Below are 19,353 nucleotides of genomic sequence, written 5' to 3' on the forward strand. Positions count from 1 at the left end.
CGATTGGATTTTTCAACGGCACCATTTCGGCCATTCGCGCCATGCGGATGGCCGAAGCACAGATTGGGGAATGGCACCTATGGCACATCGCACCACGACTCATCAGGCCTATGACCCGCGTCAGGTCCAAGAGCATATCGTGGAAACGCCGTTGAACGAGGAAATGAGCAAGTCGTTCCTCGAATACGCGTATTCGGTGATCTACGCGCGAGCCCTGCCTGACGCGCGCGACGGCCTCAAGCCCGTGCAGCGCCGCATCATCTACCAGATGGGCGAGATGAACCTGACGCCCGACCGCCCGTACATGAAATCGGCCCGCGTGGTGGGCGAGGTGATGGGCAAGCTCCACCCCCACGGCGATTCAGCCATCTACGAGGCGATGGTGCGTCTCGCACAGCCGTTCGCGATGCGTCTCGCGCTGGTGGACGGCCATGGCAATTTCGGCTCGCTGGACGACGGCCCGGCCGCCTCCCGATACACCGAGGCCCGTCTGGCGCCCGCGGCGCTGGGCATGAACGCCGACATCGATGAGGACACCGTCGATTTCACGCCGAACTACGACAACAAGCTCAAGGAGCCGACCGTGCTGCCGGCCGCGATCCCCAACCTGCTGGTCAACGGCGGTTCGGGCATCGCTGTCGGCATGGCCACGAACATGGCGACCCACAATCTCGGCGAGGTCGTCGCGGCCGCGAAGCACCTGATGGCGCATCCCGACGCCACGCTGGAGGAGCTCATGCGCTACGTGCCGGGCCCCGATTGGCCGGGCGGCGGCATCATCATCGGACGAAACGGCATCCGCGAAGCGTACGAGACCGGCCGCGGCACACTCACCACGCGGTCGATGACGCATTTCGAGAACGTGACGGCGCGCAAGAAGGCCATCGTGGTCACCGAGCTGCCGTTCATGGTCGGCCCCGAACGGGTGCTGGAACGCATTTCCGAAGGGGTGAAGAACCGCAAGCTGGAGGGAATCTCCGGCGCCATCGACCTGACCGACCGCCATAACGGCACCAGGCTGGTCATCGAGATCAAGACCGGTTTCGACCCGAACGCCGTGCTCGCGCAGCTGTTCCGACACACGCCGCTGCAGGACAATTTCACGATGAACAACGTCGCGCTGGTGGATGGCCGACCCCACACCATGGGTCTCAAGGAGATGCTGCAGGTGTGGATCGACCACCGCCGCATCGTGGTGCGCCGGCGCAGCGAATTCCGCCGCCGGAAGGCGCTGGAGCGCCTGCACCTGGTCGAGGGCCTGCTGCTGGCCATGATCGACATCGACGAGGTCATCCAGGTCATCCGCACCTCGGATGACGCCGACGCCGCGAAGTCGCGGCTGATCGCGGTCTTCGACCTTGACGACGTGCAGGCGCAGTACATCCTTGACCTGCGCCTTCGCCGGCTCACACGCATGAGCCGCATCGAGCTGGAGGCGGAGCGCGACGACCTCAAGCGGCGTATCGAGGAGCTGGAGCGCATACTGGCCTCCGCGCAGGAACTGGACCGCGTGGTCGTCGACGAAATGGATCAGGCGGTTGCCGAATACGGGACGCCTCGCCGTACCGTGCTGCTGGACGAGGCCGAGGACGGCACGCTGACGCCGGTGACCCCTCATGGAGACGACAGCGTGAACGCGGCCGCGATGAAGGCCGCCGCAGCCGCGACCACCCTGTCGTCGGCCGAAGCGGACGTGACCGCCGCGGCCGCGGCCAGGAAGGCCGGCGAGGATGCCGCGGCAGTCGCGGCGCTGCAAATCGACGACGAGCCGTGCACGGTGATGCTCAGCGCGTCCGGCACGATAGCGCGTTCCACCCCGGCCGCATTGGATGCTTGGGAGTCGCGGTCGACGAGCGACGGACGTACGAAGGACGACCACATCGTGTCCATCTTCCGCACCACCACACGGTCCTCGTACGGACTGGTCACGTCCGCCGGGCGTCTGGTGCTGGCCCATGTGGTCGAATTGCCCGCGCTCGCCGCATCGCCGCAGACGAACGTCGCCGGCGGCATACCGGCCGACGAGCTGATCGGCATGACCGAAAGCACCGATCCGATTCCCGGCGAGCATGTCGTCGCCGCCATCCCCATGGATCAGCGCGACGACGGCGACCCGACCCCCGCTCCCCTGGCCATCGGCACACGGGCCGGCGTGGTGAAACGCTGGAACCGCGAGGCCCCCACCACGATGGACTCCTGGAGCGTCATCGACCTCAAGGACGGCGACTCCGTGCTGTTCGCCGCCGACGCGGCGGACGAAGACCGCCTCGTGTTCGTCGCGTCCGACTCCTCGCTGCTGACGTTCGATGCCGGGAACGTGCGCCCACAGGGTCGCACCGCCGGCGGCATGGCGGGAATCCGTCTGGCTGAGGGATGCACGGCGATCACGTTCAACGTGGTGCCCGCAGGCAAGATCGCGTGGACGTACGAAGAGGGCGACAACGGCATGTTCTCCGCGTCCGGAGCCGTCGTGCTGACGGTCGCCGGAGACAAGGACGCGCTGCCCGGCACCGAAAACGGTGCGGCCAAGGTGACGCCGTTGGAGATGTACCCGACCAAGGGCCGCGGCACCGGCGGAGTGAGGTCGCAGCGTTTCCTCAAGGGCCAGAACACCCTGATCTTCGCCCACGTCGGCATGTACCCGCTGCACGCCTCCACCGAGGGAGGCTCGCCGGTGGAGCTGCCCAAGCCCGACATGCGCCGCGACGCATCCGGTGTCGATCTGGCCGCGCCTGTCGCCTTCTGCGGATGAGGCTGTTTCGGGGCCGGTGCCTTCAGCGAGCATCGTCCCACACACACCTGTGGGGCGTAGGGGGGGGGGTGCCGTCCACGTTTCGGCAGACGCGCAGTTCCTGCAGGCGCGCAATATCAGATGGCACGCCGTGTCGGATGATGCGCAATGCCGGATGGCGTACCTCACGCGTAGATACGCCGGTGACCTAGCGCTGGCGGCGGAACATATCGGAGACCGGCGGCGGCTGTCAGCAGTAGAGCCTCATGCCTTGGGGTACGGGGACGAATCCCGCGACGTGCAATATGCGCGACCACTCGCCTCGCGCAGTCAATGGCTCGTCGTTGGCATCACAGAAGGTGACACCCCCGCGAATACCCCCGTCACGCAGGTTTCGCTGCAATGCGTAGGCGAGCTCGTTGCAGGCCTGCTGCAATGCGGGATCCGCGTCCTGCGCGAGCAACAGATGATGGCTTCGGGGCACCGCGTATGCCAGCAATCGTCCGCCCCGGAGCACGACCGATGCGCCGGAGCGCCGCGCCGGCCTGATCGAAAACCCGCCTATCGTTCGTGGCCATGCGATGACGCTTCCGTACAGGTTGGCGGGGTCGGTGGCGTCCAACACGACCGCGGAGGGTTCCGCCGCGCATGCCCGCAGCGCATCCACGGTCTGACGCGACGCGAACTGTGCGGCACCGCATCCGCTGATGAACATGCCGCGCATCAATGCGCCATGCTCTTCCATGCGTCTGAGCACCGGATACAGGCCCGAGAATCCGCCGGCCAGACGTTCCTTGTCGATCATGGGCGGAGCTATGACGCCGTAACGGTCCAGCAACGCCTCAACCCGCGCGATGGCGACCCGCTCCGCGGACGCCTCCTGCATATCTGCATGAGGTACGGCGGACCATAGTCCCGTCATGTTCGCCGGGACACTGACCCTGACCCGCACCCTGCGCCGTGATGCACGGGCTGGGGCCTTCACCGCATGGGATGACGCTCCGAGGGATCTCAGCGGATCGAACGAGCTGTTGGTGACCTTCCCCTGCCAGACCAGCGACCATAGGGCCTCCTCGAACTGGGAGTCGGACCATGGGTGGGGCAATATCTCGCCGGTGGATTCGTCCACGCATTCCGACGACGCGTCCCATGCCGCGCGCGTCATCCCTGCGAGCTGATTCGCATGATATGCCCCGCCCGGTGCCAGCACGGCCATCACCGCATCCGGCAGCGTGACCGGCTCCCCGGGGGCTTCGCCGTTCTTCTCCCCATCCTGCACTGTCAGAAGCAGGGAGTCCGCCGGATGCAATGCGACGAGTCCTGGTTCCTTCGCCTTGCTGCCGGTGGTCTTGGAACCCACCCAGACGATCTCGCCGGAGGAGAGCAGGCCGTCGAGCATCGCCGGACGATAGTCGCGCACCCGTGCCGGCAATACGGACGATTCCCATACCGAGGGAGGCAGGGCGACGCCTTCCAGCTGCTCAATGACACGCATCACCCCGTCTTCGCCGTCATATCGTTCGCCGCCCACCGGCCCGACACCTTGCAGCCCGATAAGGAATGTCTGGTATTCGCTCAATTCGACGGGCTTGGTCTCGGCTCTGGCCTTGGCCAGCGACCTGGCCCGGATGCGTCGGAACACCTCCTTGTGCAGCCATGCCTTTCCTCCGTCCTCGGCGGCGATGCCGTCAAGGATCTCTCCTCGCGCTTTGAGCATGTCCAAGACGTGCACCGCGCCGGACGCGTCGATCGACAGGTCCGCCATCATCCGTTCGACGGTGAAAGGCCCGTGCGTCTTGGCGTATCTTGCGACCCGGCCATCGATGTCATCGTCCGGCAGCTCGTTCCAGAACGTCCTGCGCCCCAGCTCCTCCTCGACCTCATGCACGGCCCGAGGATCCATGATCGCCGAGAAATCGGCCTGCCCCAGCAGCCGTTCCAGCACATCGGGATCGATCGACAGCAGTTGCGCCGATCGTTCCGCCTGAGGCACGTCGTACTGGTACATGACGGTGCCCACATAGCCGAACAGCAGGTTCTCGGCGAATGGGGACGCAATGTCGGTCGTCACATCGACCAGACCGATGTTTCCCGACTGAATGTCCGTCATGATGCGACGCAACGCGGGCATGTCGTAATCGTCCTGCAGGCATTCGCGGGCGGTTTCCAGCAGCAGCGGGAAATTGCGTTTCAGCCGCGCGGCGTTCAACAGTTGCGCGGCACGCAGTCTCTGCTGCCATAGCGGCACGCGCCTGCCGGGATCGGTTCTGGGGAGGAACAGCGAGCGTGCGGCGCATTCCCTGAACCGGGCCGCGAACAGCACCGTCTCCCCCACCTGCGTCTCGATCATGCGCTGCATGTCGTCAGGGTCGAACCTGATGAGATCCGGGACATCGATGTCATGCTCCTGGGCGGGAAGCCTCAGGACGATGCCGTCATCGGCGGCGTATGCCTGGCCGTCGAATCCATAACGCTGCTTGAGACGCGCGGTGATTGCCATCGCCCATGGCTCATGCACGCGACGGCCATATCGGGAATGGATGATGACCCGCCAGTCCCCCTCGTCGTCGGGACAACGTTCGATCACCATGCGGCGGTCATCCGGCACGACGCCGGTGGCCTTCCTCTGCTCCGCCAGCAGTCGGGCGAGGTTTTCCACGGCGTTGTCGTCCAGCCCGTCATCGTGCAGGCGGTCTGCCGTGGCGGTGTCGAACCGTGGATGGCCCGCTTCTGCGGCATCCGTCAGCCCCGTGCAGACCTGCCGGATGAAAGCGCCTTCGGCCGTACCGAACCCGCAGTCCCTGCCGCTGCCGTCCCCGTGCCAGAACGGCAGACGGGCCGTCCTGCCCGGTGCCGGGGTGACGATCACGCGGTCGCGGGTGATCTCCTGAATCTGCCATGTGGATGTACCCAGGGTGATGATGTCGCCGACACGGGACTCGTACACCATTTCCTCGTCGAGTTCCCCCACTCTTCGAGGCCCTTTGCCCCCATCCGTCTCGGGCAGCACCACGGTGTACAGTCCGCGATCTGGAATCGTGCCGCCGCTGGTCACGGCGAGCCGCTGCGCCCCGGGGCGGGCGGAGATCAGGTCCTCATCATGGTTCCACATCAGGCAGGGGCGGAAGGCGGAGAAGTCCTCGCTGTCGTAGGCCCCCGTCATCATGCCCATCACCGAGTCGAACGTGCCGCGGTCGAGGTCGCGGAAGGGTGCCGATCTGCATACCGTCGCATACCAGTCGTCCGTCCTGAGGTCCTCCATCGATGCGGCCGCGACGGTCTGTTGGGCGAGCACATCCAGCGGGTTGCGGATCACCGATATCGGTTCGATGTCGCCGGCCCGCATGCTTTCCACGCTCGCCGCCGCCCCGATGATCTGCTCCCGGGTCAGAGGGTAGATCAGCGCGTGGGACACCCCTCCGACACGATGATCCGCGCGTCCGACGCGCTGCAATCCTGACGATACCGACAACGGAGGCGATATCTGTATCACCAGATCCACCGACCCCATGTCGATGCCCAATTCCAGGCTGCTGGTGGCCACCACGCAACGCAGCAGGCCATGTTTGAGCTGTTCCTCGATCCGCTTGCGCCGCTCCTTGGACACCGACCCGTGATGGGCCATCGCGATGACGTCCCCGTCATCGTGAGACCGAACCAGCATCGTCGTGGAGCCGACCACGGGATCGTAATGCCGGGAAAACCCGCTGCGCCCCTCCGGTGACTGCGTCTGCGCGGCATCGGTGCCATGATCCTGTGCATACAGGTCGTTGAGCCTGGCGGTGAGCTTCTCCGCCAGGCCCCTCGAATTCACGAACACCAGCGTGGTGCGGTGAGAGAGCACCTGATCCAGCACGTCCCGCTCGATCACCGGCCATATGGATCCGCCCGCCCGATCCCCCGCGGCGCCGGTGATCGCCTGCGAATCGTATTGCGAATCCTCCGGCGAAACCAGAACCGACCGTCGATCCGGCGACACTGGCAGGCCACGCCGTTGGGCGAGCCGTCTCATGGCCGGGGTCACGCCGCTGATATGCGGGGCCGATGCCGCCGACGCGCCGACGCCTCCCGCACGGCCGGGCACATTGGCTGATTGGAGGTCCCTCATGTTCTCCAGCGGCTCGACGACGCGCAGATCCATCGCGGGCCTCTCCTGCGGATTGATGACGGTCACGGGATGGATCCCGCCGACGAATCTCGCGACCTCGTCGACAGGCCTTACCGTGGCGGACAACCCTATGCGCTGCGTCGCATGCCCGGCGAGCGCATCCAGCCGTTCCAGGCTCACGGCCAGGTGCGCGCCCCGTTTGGTGCCGGCGACGGCATGGACCTCATCGAGTATCACCGTTTCGACGTCGCGCAGGATGACGCGCGCCTTGGACGTCAGCAGCAGATACAGCGATTCCGGCGTTGTGACGAGGATGTCCGGCGGATGGGAGGCGATGGCGCGTCTCTCCCGTGTCGTCGTGTCACCGCTGCGTATGGCGATGCCGATATCGGGAGCGGCAAGGCCGGACGCCTCGCATTCGGCGGCGATGCCGTCGAGCGGAGCGCGGAGGTTCTTCGCGACATCGACGGCCAGCGCCTTCAGCGGCGAGACGTACAGCACCTTGACACGCCGAGTCCGACGCCGCTCTCTGGAAACGTCAGCCGCGCCCTTCGGAGCGGTCATGGCACCGGAGCCGTTCAGACGATCTGTCTCTCCCGTCATCAGGCGGTCGATGGCCGAGAGGAACGCGCATAATGTCTTGCCCGAGCCGGTGGGCGCGACCACCAGAGCATTGCCCCCGGCATGGATGACCGGCCATGCCTGGCTCTGCGCCGCAGTAGGTACATCAAACGCATGTTTGAACCATGCCCTTGTAGGACCCGAGAACAGATTCAAACATTCGTACATATATTCGATTATGCGATGCAGCCTAGACCCACGACACACCGCTCGAAGACGGGCGACCTACTCCTCGACCCACTCCAGCACATCGCCCGGCTGGCACTCCAGCGCCTCGCAGATGCCGTCAAGCGTGGAGAAGCGTATGGCCTTGGCCCGCCCGTTCTTCAGCACCGAGACATTCGCCGACGTGATGCCGACACGTTCCGCCAGCTCCCCCCACCGACATTTTGCGTTTGGCGAGCATCACGTCGAGGTTCACTCGGATCGCCATGTCAGATCACCACCTCCAGCTCGTCTCGCTGGGCGATGGCGGCCAGCAGTGAGCGCATGACCAGCATCAGCAGCACGAACGCCGCGAGCAGCAGCAGGCCGGCCGCGCCCAGCAGGGACCACGCCCGGAGCCCCCAGCGCAACATCCACATAGGCACCCGACGCCGGGTCGCGGTATTCGGCATGGGCGAGACCTCCGTACAGCGTCACGAACAACACCAGCGCCGCCTCCACCGCCGCGCATGCGATGATCGCATCGACCCAGCGAACCGCGCGGCTGGAGAACACGTCAAGCCGGTCCACCAACGTCAGCAGATTCCACAGCGGCACCATCGCCGCCTCGACGCACGCCACGCCCAGTATGTCCGCGACGGCATACACCCAACGCGACGGAGCGAATTCCGGGTTGGCCTGCACGACGTCGCCCGACACCACGACCATGGCGCATTGCCCCGCCGCGGACGATCCCCCACATGCAGTGCAGCCAGTTCATGTGACGACTCGCGTAATGGATCGCCACACAGTTGTTCAGCGCCGCATCGACGCCGCCTGCGCCCAATCCGTAGGGGACGGCGAGCAGCAAATTGGCCATGATTCTCCCGGTATTATCCAGTGGTATGTACGTTCGTACACATGCTAGGCGAACCACAGGATATCCGTTCTCGCAGGCCGAACGAGCGCGCCGGTCCGCCGCGCTCCGGACCCGTTCACGGACGCATGGTCATTCGCGCTCAGCGCAACCATAGCGTTTCTCGAATAAAAACGAGATGATTGACCCGGAAAACCTGAACGAGAAAAGGCGGCAACATGGTCGGCAATGACACGATACACACGGTCACGCGTAAGGAGCACGACTGCATCGGCTACATGGATGTGCCGAAAGACGTGTATTGGGGCATCCATACGCAGCGGGCGCTCGGTAACTTCACCGTCTCTCGAATCGCGGACTCCACCCATCCCCAGCTGATGCGGGCCTATGCGACCGTCAAACGCGCCTGTGCCGAAGCCAACGACGAGCTCGGACTGATCGACCACGACAAGGCACGGCTCATCGTCGCCGCATGCCGCGACGTTGAGAACGGCGAGCTCGCCGACCAGTTCCCGGTCGACGTGCTGCAGGGCGGCGCCGGCACATCGACGAACATGAATATGAACGAGGTCATCGCCAATCGGGCGTTGGAGCTCGGCGGGCATTCCAAAGGCGATTATGGGTTCATCCACCCGAACGACGACGTGAACCATTCACAATCGACCAACGACACCTACCCCGCGGCCTGCAAGCTCGCGCTGATCGACGCCATCGGGCCGCTCGCGGAAGAGACGAAGAAACTCACGCGGGCGTTCCACGACCTCGCCGACAAGCACACGAACGACGTCACCATCGGACGCACCCAGCTGCAGGATGCGGTGCCGATGACCTACGGTCAGGAATTCCACGCATTCGCAAGCTTCCTGAAAAGCGACCTCCTGGCCCTCGAACACGTCGTCCCGCAACTGACCACGCTGAACCTCGGCGCCACCGCCATCGGCACCGGCATCTGCGCCGACCTGCGGTTCCGCACGACCGCCACACGCCATCTGGCCGCCATCACCGGGCTGCCCATCACCGCGGCGTCGGATCCCGTGGCGGCCATGACCGATATGAGCGGATACATCGCCACGTCGCAGACGGTCAAGAACCTCGCCATACACCTGAAAAAGGCCGCCGACGACCTGCGGCTGCTCAATTCCGGCCCGCATACCGGATTCGACGACCTCAACGTGCCGGCACGGCAGGCGGGCAGCAGCATCATGCCCGGCAAGGTGAACCCGGTCATCCCCGAATGCGTGAACCAATGCTGCTTCATGGTGTTCGGCATGGACACGACCGTCACATGGGCCGCATCCGAAGGGCAATTGCAGCTCAACGCCTTCGACCCGGTGATCATCCACGAACTGCTCAACGGCATCGAGCTGCTGACCCGCGCGATGGCGATGTTCCGCGAGCGCTGCGTGTCCGGCATCACCATCAACGCCTCGACGGGGCGCCGCTACGCCGAATACTCCCCGTCGATCGCCGCCGCACTGAACGGCGCCATCGGATACGAACACGCGGCCGACATCGCCCAGGAAGCGGCCAACGACAATCGCACCGTGCGCGATGTCGCCGGCGAGCGCACCGACCTGCCCGCGTCGACGCTCGACGAGCTGCTCGACCCGATCGCCCTGTCGCGCCGCCTCGGCCAGACCTGCCGGGAGCATCAGTAGACGGATATCGGCTCGGGCCGCCGCCGGCCTGATACAAGCCGACGGCGGCCCGGACAGTGCACAGCCGGCAGAAAGCCGGATCAGGTGTCGATCTTGGAGCGGTCGAAATCGTCGGCGTTGTCGACGATGAACGCCTTGCGCGGCGGCACATCGTCGCCCATGAGCAGGCTGAATATCTCGGACGCCTGTGCCGCATCCTCCATGCGGATGCGCCGCAGCATGCGCGTGCGCGGATCCATCGTCGTGTCCGCGAGCTGGTCGGCGTCCATCTCACCCAGACCCTTGTAGCGCTGGATGTCGGGATTGTACGAGATGTGTCGCCGTTCGAGATCCGCCAGACGGCCGGCGAGCTCGTCATCGGAGTACGTGTAGATGAACTCGCCCTTGTGCGAGCCGGCGAGCGCGATGCGATGCAGCGGCGGCACGGCGGCGTAGACGTACCCGTGCTCGATGAGCGGGCGCATGTACCGATAGAACAGCGTGAGCAGCAGGATGCGGATATGGGCGCCGTCCACGTCGGCATCGGTCATCATGATGACCTTGTGGTAGCGGGACTGCTCGATGTCGAAACCGGCGCCGGATCCCGCACCGACCACCTGGATGATCGCGGCGCACTCCTTGTTGTTGAGCATCTGGCTCAACGATGCCTTCTGCACGTTGAGTATCTTGCCTCGGATCGGCAGCAGCGCCTGGAATCCGGAATTGCGCGCAGCCTTGGCCGTGCCAAGCGCGGAGTCGCCCTCGACGATGAACAGCTCGGCCACATCGTCGTTGCCCGGCTGGCAGTCGGACAGTTTCGACGGCATGGCGGCGGATTCGAGCGCGTTCTTGCGGCGCGTGACCTCCTTGGTCTTGCGCGCCTGGATGCGGGCGTGCATCTCGCCGACAATCTTCTCCAGCACACGACCGGACTGCTCCTTGTAGCCGCGTTTGGAGCCCGTGATCATCTCGCCGAACTGCTTGTCGGTCATCCTGGTGACGATGGGCTTGACGGGAGCGGTGCCGAGCACGTCCTTGGTCTGCCCCTGGAACTGCGGCTCGGCGATGCGCACGGTGACGACGGCCACGAGTCCGGCCAGGATGTCGTCGCGCTCGACGCGCATGTTCGAGTCCTTGAGGTTCACCTTGAGTTTGCGGGCGTTGTCTTCAACGGCCTTGCGGATCTGCTTGGTGAGCCCCATGAGGAAACCGTCGACGTGCATGCCGCCGCCGGGCGTCTCGACCACGTTGACGAAGCTGCGCATCGTCGTGTCGTACCCGTTGGTCCACCGCATTGCGATGTCGACGCCGCATTTGCGGGTGACTTTCTGGGCGTGCAGTTCGCCGCCCTCGCCGACCGCCTGGGTCTCCTCCTCGTAGGTGTCCTCGCCGGTGATGCGCCAGATGTCGGATACCGCCTCTCCCGCGGACAGGAAATCGACGAAGTCCTTGACACCGCCGGTGTGGCGGAATTCCTCGACGCGGGCGTGCGTGTGGCGGGCCGCGCCCACCTTCGCCGTCTCGACCGCGGCGGAGACTGCGGCAGGTCGCGCTTCGGCTTCACCTGCTTCAACGGTATCTTCGACGGCCGTGTCGGCCGCAGAGGCGATGTCGGCAGCGTCCATCAGGCCGGTTCCATCGTCGGCGGGCGTCTGTGCGGCGTCGACTTCCATCATCTCGTCGACGCTGTCGTCGCCGGTTTCCGGCACGTTCTCGTCGATGACGGTGATCCGCAGTCCCGGCACCAGGAAACTGGTCTGGCGCACACGGTCGATGAGCTGCTCGTAGCTGAATTCGGCGGTGTCGTTGAAGATTTCGGGATCGGCCCAGTATCGGATGCGCGTGCCCGTGGTCTTCGGGCTGACCTTGCCGATGATCTCCAGCTCGGTCGGGCGGTTCTTGCGGGTGCGCTTGAACGGCGCGTCCGGGGACGGATGCTCGGGATCGGTGTCGGAATATACGCCTGGATGACCCTGGTGGAAGGCCATGTGATGGGTTTTGCCGTCGCGGTCGACCTCGACGTCCAGACGCGAGCTCAGCGCGTTGACGACGGACGAGCCGACGCCGTGCAGGCCGCCGGCCGCGTTATAGGACGCGTTGCCGAACTTCGCGCCGGCATGCAGCTTGGTCAGCACGACCTCGACGCCGGTGAGCTTGGTCTTCGGCTCGACGTCGACGGGGATGCCACGGCCGTTGTCGGCCACTTCCACGGAGCCGTCGTCGTGCAGGGTCACCGTGATATGGTCGCAGGCGCCCGCAAGCGCCTCGTCCACCGCGTTGTCGATGATCTCCCACAGGCAGTGCATCAGACCCTGGCTGTCGGTGGTGCCGATGTACATGCCGGGGCGCTTGCGCACCGCGTCCAAGCCTTCGAGCACGGTAAGGCTGTCGGCACCGTATTCCTGTTTGGGCATACAAATCCTATTTTCTGTATAACTCGCGGCTCTCCTCATCGAGGGGAGCTATCAACGGATGGCTCCGTCGGGGGGGGGACAGTCCACTGGACCGCCCCTCCTCGCGTGATCGCGCTGCCGAGCGGCGCGATCACTGATCAAGGAAGTCGCGCAGGGTCTGGGAGCGCGACGGGTGGCGCAGCTTCGACATCGTCTTGGACTCTATCTGGCGGATACGCTCACGGGTCACGCCGTACACGCGGCCGATATCGTCCAGCGTCTTGGGCTGGCCGTCCTCCAAACCGTAACGCATCTTGATGACGCCGGCCTCGCGGGGGCTCAGAGTCTCCAGCACCTGCTTGAACTGCTCCTGCAGCAGCGAGAACGCGACCGCGTCGGACGGCGCGATGGCGTCGGTGTCCTCGATGAGGTCGCCGAACTCGGAATCGCCGTCCTCGCCCAGCGGCGTGTGCAGCGAGATCGGCTCGCGGCCGTACTTCTGCACCTCCTGCACCTTCTCGACCGGCATGTCGAGCTCGCGGGCCAGCTCGTCCGGCGTGGGCTCGCGGCCCAGGTCCTGCAGCATCTGGCGCTGAACGCGCGACAGCTTGTTGATGACCTCGACCATGTGCACGGGCACGCGGATGGTGCGTGCCTGATCGGCCATGGCGCGGGTGATGGCCTGACGGATCCACCACGTGGCATAGGTGGAGAACTTGAAGCCCTTCTTCCAGTCGAACTTCTCGACGGCTCGGATGAGGCCCAGGTTGCCTTCCTGAATCAGGTCGAGGAAGAGCATGCCACGGCCGGTGTAGCGCTTGGCCAGCGACACCACGAGTCGCAGGTTCGCCTCCAGCAGGTGGTCCTTGGCCTTCTTGCCGTCGTTCGCCGCCCACTTGAGCTCGCGCTTGCGCTTGAAGTCCATGCCGTCGCTCTCGGTATCGAGCAGATGCTGGGCGTACAGGCCGGCCTCGATGCGCTCGGAGAGGTCCACCTCCTGCTCGGCGTTCAGCAGGCTGACACGGCCAATCTGCTTGAGATAGTCCTTGACCGGATCCGCTGTGGCGCCCGCAGCGATGACGCGGCGCTTCGGATTGCCCGACGGGGTCAGGTTCTCGTCGTCGTCATCGTCGCGCACCACGAACGCGCCCTTCTCCTTGGGCTGTTCAGGCTCCTTGCGCCCGGGTTCGGTCCCCTCGTCGTCCTCTTCGTCCTCGGGAACGTCGTCATCCTCACCGGATTCGTCATCGATGTCATCATCGTCGCCATCCAGACCGCCGTCATCGACATCGTCGAGATCGTCGTCAAGGTTCTCCAGACCATCCTCATCGACCTGGTCGTCGAGATCGTCCGAGGAATCCTCGTTGGCGAGTTCCTCGGTCTTCGCCATCTCCTCGGTCTCGTCCTTGACGGCCTTCGCCGACTTGGACGCGGCGCGCTTGCGGGTGGGCTTCGCGGGCGCGGCTGCCTTCGCCGAGGACTTGCGTGCCGTGGACTTGGACGCGGCGGACCTCGACGAGGTCTTCTTGCCCGCAGTGGACTTCCTGCCCGCTGCGGTCTTCTTGTCTGCCGTAGAGGCCGTACGCGCGGCGGTTCCCTTCTTCTCGGATTTCGTCTTGGCGTCCGTATCGTCCGGGACTGTCGTCGCCATCGTATCCTTCGTGGCCAAACTCATCCTCCTGCATCATCATGCCAAGCGTGCTTATACCACATCGGGCGCACTTCTGGCAAGAGCAAATCGTCAACTATGTGAGTTAACCATCTTCCAAGGACGATTATTCCCACGGCTCATTGCGGCGTGGAACCGATGGTCTCCCGCGAGCCGTCATGCGGCGTCGTGATGCGGGCCGGCACCCATCCACGCCGGCATCACGCCGCGCTGGTACGCCGAGCACACGATCGCCGCCAGCGAACAATCCTCATCCAGCATCAGGCAGCGCAACGCGAACGCCACCGCTCGACTGTCGCCCATCCACCACATCACATACGCCAGCACGGCCAGCGGCTGCACGCTGAAGCTCTCCGGAACGCGATCGGCCATGGCCACGAGCATGTCGGCGCCGGCCCGGCATCTCGGTTCGTCGGGCCGACGTCGCTCGTCGAAAAACGCGCCCTGCAGCTCCCTGCACATGCGGCTCTGCACATCCGGCGCATGCGAGCGCGACGCGAAATCCATCATCGTGCGCTTGTCGGCGCAGGTGTCCCCGGCCACCAATGACATGATCAGGGCGTCCCTGATCGACAACGTCACCGTCATTCCCACCACCAGCGCGGCGATCGAGGCGTCATCGATGGCCCGCGGCTGCGCCGACAGGCCCGCCAGCCAATGGTCGAACGGCTCATCGGCCCATTGCGCGTCCGCCGCCACGGTGCCGCTGAGCTTGCGGCGCTCGCAGTATTCATCGCGCATGCGTCTGAGATCGTCCTCGCGCAGCATGTCATCGTCCGCGACCGCCTCCGCATACCGGACGGCCTGCGTGTTCGTCTCCTGTCCCATATCGTGGTCCCCCTTACCGGTCCCATCCACCGCCGGCGCACGATGCCGGCGACCGCCGCCCCCGCGACGGGATACCATCAACTATGCCGTATCGGGCCGGTTTTCAGGGCGAAATCCAACCTATGTGGTCGAAGGCTTGTCAGGCTTGCAAATCCGCAGTTCTTGTATTCGTAAAACCCTGTGGATAACCTCTAGGTATGACTGTTTCATCTGATTTGGCCCTGATCGAGTCCCGCATCGCCGACGCGGTGGACCGTTTCATGGCGCTCGACGCCGACGACACCATCGAAGGCCCGTGCCTGACCATATCCCGCGAGGTCGCGCGTCAGGCCCTGATCTCCAGCGAAGGCGGCAAGCGGCTCAGGGCGTTGCTGGCCCTCCACGCCTTCGACGCGACCGACCCGCAGGGGCATGACGACGATGACGCCCATGCCCGCGGACGCGACGCGGTGCTCGACCTGGCCTGCGCGATAGAGGTCTTCCAGACCGCCGCGCTCGTCCATGACGACATCATCGACGACTCCGACCTGCGACGGGGCAAACCCGCGGCCCACAAGGCGCTCGGCACGACGTCGCACAGCGCGTCGCTCGGCCGAGGACTGGGCATCATGCTGGGAGACCTGCTCGCCACCGCCAGCGTCGACATCGCCCATGCCGCGGCGCAACGGATGCCCCGGCCCGACATGATCGTCTCGACGTTCCTGCGCATGCACCGCGAGGTGGAGATCGGGCAGGTGCTCGACCTCGCAGTTGAGTTGTCTCCATTGGACGAGCCGGAACGGCTCGCACGGGAATCCATGAACGTGTTCCGATGGAAGACCGCCAGCTACACGACCATCGCGCCCCTCGAATTCGCGCTTCTCGCCTCCGGCCGAGACCCCAGGCGGGCACATGCCGACGCCATGGCCATCGGACTGCCGCTCGGCCAGGCGTTCCAGCTCGCCGACGACCTGCTGGACGTCATCGGATCCAGCAGATCCACCGGCAAGCCCGTGGGAGGCGACATCAGGGAGGGCAAGCGCACCGTGCTGCTCGCGGACGCGATCAGCGGCGCCGACCAGAGGCAGCGCCGCACACTGATCGACATGTTCTCGTCGCAGTCGCGGGGCGACGACGACGTACGCCGGTGCATCGAGCTGTTCGAAGGCACCGGCGCCATCGACCGATCCCGCCGGCGCATCCGCGCACTGTGGCAGGGCACGCTTCATGCCATAGGGGACCTGCGGCTCTCACCGCAGGACGAGCGCACGCTCACCGAGGCATGCATGAGGTTCATCCCGATCATCAAAGCGTAGAGTTTTCGCCAACGTATGTATTGGAAATGCCGTTTTCCAGCAGAAAGAACCTTACGATACAACCATGAGTGAAGTCGCAGCCACGTCGCAAGAGCCGCAGGGACGAATGATAGAGGGGCGATACCGCGTCATACGCAAAATCGCCGAAGGCGGCATGGCGACCGTGTACGAGGCGGAGGATACCAGGCTCGAACGCCGCGTCGCCATCAAGATCATGCACATGCAGCTGGCGCAGGGAGCGCACCGCGAGCAGTTCGTGGAACGGTTCCACCGCGAGGCCAAGTCCGCCGCGGCGATCGCGAACCCACATATCGTGCAGGTGTATGACACCGGCGAATTCAATGGGCTGGACTATCTGGTCATGGAATACGTGCATGGCGTGAACCTGCGTCACGACATGAACCTGCAGGGCACGTTCAGCGTGCGCGAGATGCTGCGCGTCATCTCCGAGACGCTGGACGGACTGGCAGCGGCGCACCGCGTGGGCGTCGTCCACCGCGACATCAAGCCCGAGAACATCCTGATCAACGACCGCGGGCACGTGCAGATCACCGATTTCGGTCTGGCGAAGGCCGCGTCACAGGCGACACTGTCGACCACCGGCATGCTGCTCGGCACCGCCGCGTATCTGGCGCCTGAAATGATCGAGGACAACAAGGCGACCATGCAGGGGGACCTGTATTCCGTGGGAATCATGGCTTGGGAGATGCTCGCCGGCGACGTGCCGTTCACATCGGACAATCCCGTCACCATGGTGTTCAAGCACGTGCATGAGGACGTGCCGTCCCTGACCTCGACCTGCCCGGGCATCAACCAGCAGGTCGCCGATTTCGTCTCGCATTTGACCGCCCGCGCCGTCGAGGCACGGCCCGCCGACGCATCCGACGCCCTGCATGAGCTGCAACAGCTGACCGCGAACCTGCCGATGGACGCATGGCAGTACCGCAAGCCCGCCGACGTAGGCACCGGCGGCGATACCGAGGAGCCGACCGCCCCCGCGCTGGTGGGCGCCATCCCGGCCCCGCCCGCGCCGCCGCTGTTCGATTCGCGCACCGGCACCGCCCCGCAGACCGGCACCGCCCCTGCCACGGCCCGTACTTCGGTGATGCCTGAAGGCACCGCACCCCAGGACGTCTCCGCCACCCAGGTAATCACGCCGCAGGATCCCGCACTCACCATCGGGCTGATGGACGCGCGCCCGCTCGATGACCAAGGCTCGGAGCCCGCCAAGCGCAAGCGCTCGAAGAAACCCTTGATCATCACGCTCGTGGTGGTGCTCGTCGTGGCGCTCGTCGCCGGCGCAGGCGGCTCATGGTGGTATTTCCTCGGTCCGGGCAGCTACTGGACGCTGCCGCAGCCCACCGACATCTCCTGTAAGGAGAACACCGAATGCTCCATCGTCGGGGCGAAGTGGAGCGATTACCAGAGCACGCTGAACGTGGCGAACATCCCGTTCACCTCCTCCGAGGCGTACAGCGACACCGTCGCCAAGGGGAACATCATCTCCGCCGACCCGCAGAACGTCGGCACCCATATCAGCAAGCGCCACAACGGACGCATCACGGTGACGGTGTCGCTTGGCGTCAAGCAGGCGACCATCCCCAGCGACATCGCGGATCCGACGTCGGCCGATGGCAAGGATCCGATCAAAGCGCTTGAGAACGCCGGATTCACCAACATCAAACGCGATGACTCCTCAGCCGAATATTCGATGACGCTGCCGGAGGGAGCCCTGCAAAGCATTTCCGAGACGCCCGGCTCGACCCTGGACCACAACGCCGAGATCACCGTGGTACTATCCAAGGGACTCATGCCGGTCACCATGCCGGACATCGTCGGCAAGACCAAGGACGAGGCCATGACCGCCCTCGACAACGCGAAGCTCAAGACCACCGTTTCGGAGGAGTACAGCGACAGCGTCAAGTCCGGCAGTGTCATCTCCGCCTCGCCCGACTCCGGTACCGAACTGCATTGGGGCGACTCCGTGAAGCTGACCGTATCCAAGGGGCCCGAGACCGCGGACGTGCCGAACCTCGTCGGCAAGAGCAAGAGCGACGCCATCAAGACGCTGGAATCCCTCGGTTTCGAAGTCAAGACCGGCGGCTTGAACATCCTCGGCCTGGTGCAGCAGCAGAGCGCCACCGGCAAGACGAGGCTGCGCGACACGAACGGCAACAAGACCGTCATCACGCTCACCGTCGTGTGACGGCGGCGCGCCGGCATATACCGGCATATACGCGAAGCGGCTCCCCCTCTATCAGTTTGAGAGGGGGAGCCGCTTCGTTCGCGTTCGGGATCGTCGGTCAGTGGTCTTCGCCGGCGGTTGCGGCTTCGGCCTCCTGCCGGGCCTTGAGCTCCGCCTTGACCTTCTGGGCGTACTCGTCCACGTATTCCTGTCCGCTGAGCTTTCGGATCTCGCTGACGAGATGGTCGGTGAGCGCCCGCACCTCCTCATGGGTGATCTCGTCGGCGTCCTTGCGATCCACCGGGATGGGCTTGCCGTATATCACCTTCGTCTTGCCCTTCGACGGGATGACCTGACCGGGATGCTGTATCTCGCGCGTTCCCACCAACGCGGTCGGCACCAGCGGGCAGCCGGTCTCCAGAGCAAGGCGCGCGGCACCGGTGTGGCCCCGGTACAGTCGCCCGTCAGGACTGCGCGTGCCCTCCACGTGGATGCCGAACAGGTGGCCTTCCTCAAGGATCTCACGGGCGTGGGCCAACGCGCCCAGCGACTTCGAGCCGCCGGAACGGTCCACGGGGAACACTCCCACCGACGTGAACCACCATTTCTTGAACCGGCCCTTGATGCCCTTGCCTTCGAAATACTCGGCCTTGCCCATGAAATGCACCATGCGCGGGCAGGTGATGGGTATCAGCGCATCGTCGATGACCGCCAGATGGTTCGCGGCGATGATGGCACCGCCTTCACGCGGCACGTTCTCCAGTCCGATCGCCGTCGGTCCCATACGACGACGGGCAATCCAACCGAAACCTTTGACAAAGAACCAGTACAGCACGATGACACCTCCCAAGTTTGGCCGTCCGCC

Annotated in this window: 10 protein-coding genes and 2 pseudogenes; 4 read left to right on the forward strand and 8 right to left on the reverse strand. The window is 65.1% G+C overall.

Translation table 11 applies throughout. The features are described 5' to 3' along the window. Nucleotides 1-79: 79 nt before the first annotated feature. Nucleotides 80-2,752 (forward strand): DNA topoisomerase (ATP-hydrolyzing) subunit A, encoded by a 2,673-nt coding sequence (locus MMB49_RS06450; RefSeq protein WP_047270579.1) that lies wholly within the window; start codon nt 80-82, stop codon nt 2,750-2,752. 229 nt (nt 2,753-2,981) lie between these two features. Here MMB49_RS06450 and MMB49_RS06455 read toward each other — a convergent pair whose 3' ends face one another. From MMB49_RS06455 to MMB49_RS06470, 4 genes and pseudogenes are all read right to left on the reverse strand, one after another. Continuing rightward, the gene (locus MMB49_RS06455) at nt 2,982-7,628 is read right to left on the reverse strand and encodes a DEAD/DEAH box helicase (RefSeq protein ID WP_047270581.1); all 4,647 of its coding nucleotides are present in this window, start codon (nt 7,626-7,628) and stop codon (nt 2,982-2,984) included. Between the two features lie 57 nt (nt 7,629-7,685). Next, nucleotides 7,686-7,893: pseudogene (locus MMB49_RS06460) on the reverse strand (helix-turn-helix domain-containing protein). Next, nucleotides 7,878-8,333: a DUF2975 domain-containing protein gene (locus MMB49_RS06465; protein WP_229941002.1), complete on the reverse strand. Its 456-nt coding sequence runs from the start codon at nt 8,331-8,333 to the stop codon at nt 7,878-7,880. The pseudogene MMB49_RS06460 and the gene MMB49_RS06465 overlap by 16 nt, the downstream one beginning before the upstream one ends. Next, nucleotides 8,323-8,475, reverse strand: a pseudogene (locus MMB49_RS06470) (MFS transporter); the annotation flags it as partial. The gene MMB49_RS06465 and the pseudogene MMB49_RS06470, both read right to left, overlap by 11 nt. 224 nt (nt 8,476-8,699) lie before the next feature. On the opposite strand from MMB49_RS06470, the gene MMB49_RS06475 reads away from it, so the two are divergent. After that, nucleotides 8,700-10,139 (forward strand): aspartate ammonia-lyase, encoded by a 1,440-nt coding sequence (locus MMB49_RS06475; RefSeq protein ID WP_047270583.1) that lies wholly within the window; start codon nt 8,700-8,702, stop codon nt 10,137-10,139. A gap of 80 nt (nt 10,140-10,219) precedes the next feature. Here MMB49_RS06475 and MMB49_RS06480 read toward each other — a convergent pair whose 3' ends face one another. From MMB49_RS06480 to MMB49_RS06490, 3 genes are all read right to left on the reverse strand, one after another. Further along, on the reverse strand, nt 10,220-12,532 hold the full coding sequence (locus tag MMB49_RS06480) for a DNA gyrase/topoisomerase IV subunit B (protein WP_047270585.1): 2,313 nt from the start codon (nt 12,530-12,532) through the stop codon (nt 10,220-10,222). 130 nt (nt 12,533-12,662) lie between these two features. Further along, nucleotides 12,663-14,162, reverse strand: coding sequence for an RNA polymerase sigma factor (locus MMB49_RS06485; RefSeq protein WP_182430256.1), 1,500 nt, complete (start codon nt 14,160-14,162; stop codon nt 12,663-12,665). Between the two features lie 174 nt (nt 14,163-14,336). Continuing rightward, a complete protein-coding gene (locus MMB49_RS06490) occupies nt 14,337-15,008 on the reverse strand; it encodes a DUF4192 family protein (RefSeq protein ID WP_022173789.1) in 672 nt (223 codons plus the stop codon). Between the two features lie 197 nt (nt 15,009-15,205). Here MMB49_RS06490 and MMB49_RS06495 point away from each other — a divergent pair, with 197 nt between their 5' ends. Both MMB49_RS06495 and MMB49_RS06500 read left to right on the forward strand, forming a co-directional pair. Next, entirely contained in the window at nt 15,206-16,303 is a 1,098-nt protein-coding gene (locus tag MMB49_RS06495; protein WP_042995708.1) for a polyprenyl synthetase family protein, read from the forward strand. 64 nt (nt 16,304-16,367) lie between these two features. Then, nucleotides 16,368-18,509 (forward strand): Stk1 family PASTA domain-containing Ser/Thr kinase, encoded by a 2,142-nt coding sequence (locus tag MMB49_RS06500; RefSeq protein WP_082247913.1) that lies wholly within the window; start codon nt 16,368-16,370, stop codon nt 18,507-18,509. Nucleotides 18,510-18,606: 97 nt separating this feature from the next. On the opposite strand, the gene MMB49_RS06505 is transcribed toward MMB49_RS06500, so the two are convergent. Next, entirely contained in the window at nt 18,607-19,323 is a 717-nt protein-coding gene (locus tag MMB49_RS06505; protein ID WP_047270914.1) for a lysophospholipid acyltransferase family protein, read from the reverse strand. Between the last annotated feature and the right edge of the window lie 30 nt (nt 19,324-19,353).

The organism is Bifidobacterium sp. SKU (assembly GCF_026016405.1).
GTDB classification, from domain to species: domain Bacteria; phylum Actinomycetota; class Actinomycetes; order Actinomycetales; family Bifidobacteriaceae; genus Bifidobacterium; species Bifidobacterium bifidum.

Coding starts and splice junctions, on each gene's coding strand:
- MMB49_RS06450 (WP_047270579.1), top strand. CDS start 80: ATGGCACATCGCACCACGACTCATCAGGCCTATGACCCGCGTCAGGTC.
- MMB49_RS06455 (WP_047270581.1), bottom strand. CDS start 7,628: ATGTACGAATGTTTGAATCTGTTCTCGGGTCCTACAAGGGCATGGTTC.
- MMB49_RS06465 (WP_229941002.1), bottom strand. CDS start 8,333: ATGGTCGTGGTGTCGGGCGACGTCGTGCAGGCCAACCCGGAATTCGCT.
- MMB49_RS06475 (WP_047270583.1), top strand. CDS start 8,700: ATGGTCGGCAATGACACGATACACACGGTCACGCGTAAGGAGCACGAC.
- MMB49_RS06480 (WP_047270585.1), bottom strand. CDS start 12,532: ATGCCCAAACAGGAATACGGTGCCGACAGCCTTACCGTGCTCGAAGGC.
- MMB49_RS06485 (WP_182430256.1), bottom strand. CDS start 14,162: ATGGCGACGACAGTCCCGGACGATACGGACGCCAAGACGAAATCCGAG.
- MMB49_RS06490 (WP_022173789.1), bottom strand. CDS start 15,008: ATGGGACAGGAGACGAACACGCAGGCCGTCCGGTATGCGGAGGCGGTC.
- MMB49_RS06495 (WP_042995708.1), top strand. CDS start 15,206: ATGACTGTTTCATCTGATTTGGCCCTGATCGAGTCCCGCATCGCCGAC.
- MMB49_RS06500 (WP_082247913.1), top strand. CDS start 16,368: ATGAGTGAAGTCGCAGCCACGTCGCAAGAGCCGCAGGGACGAATGATA.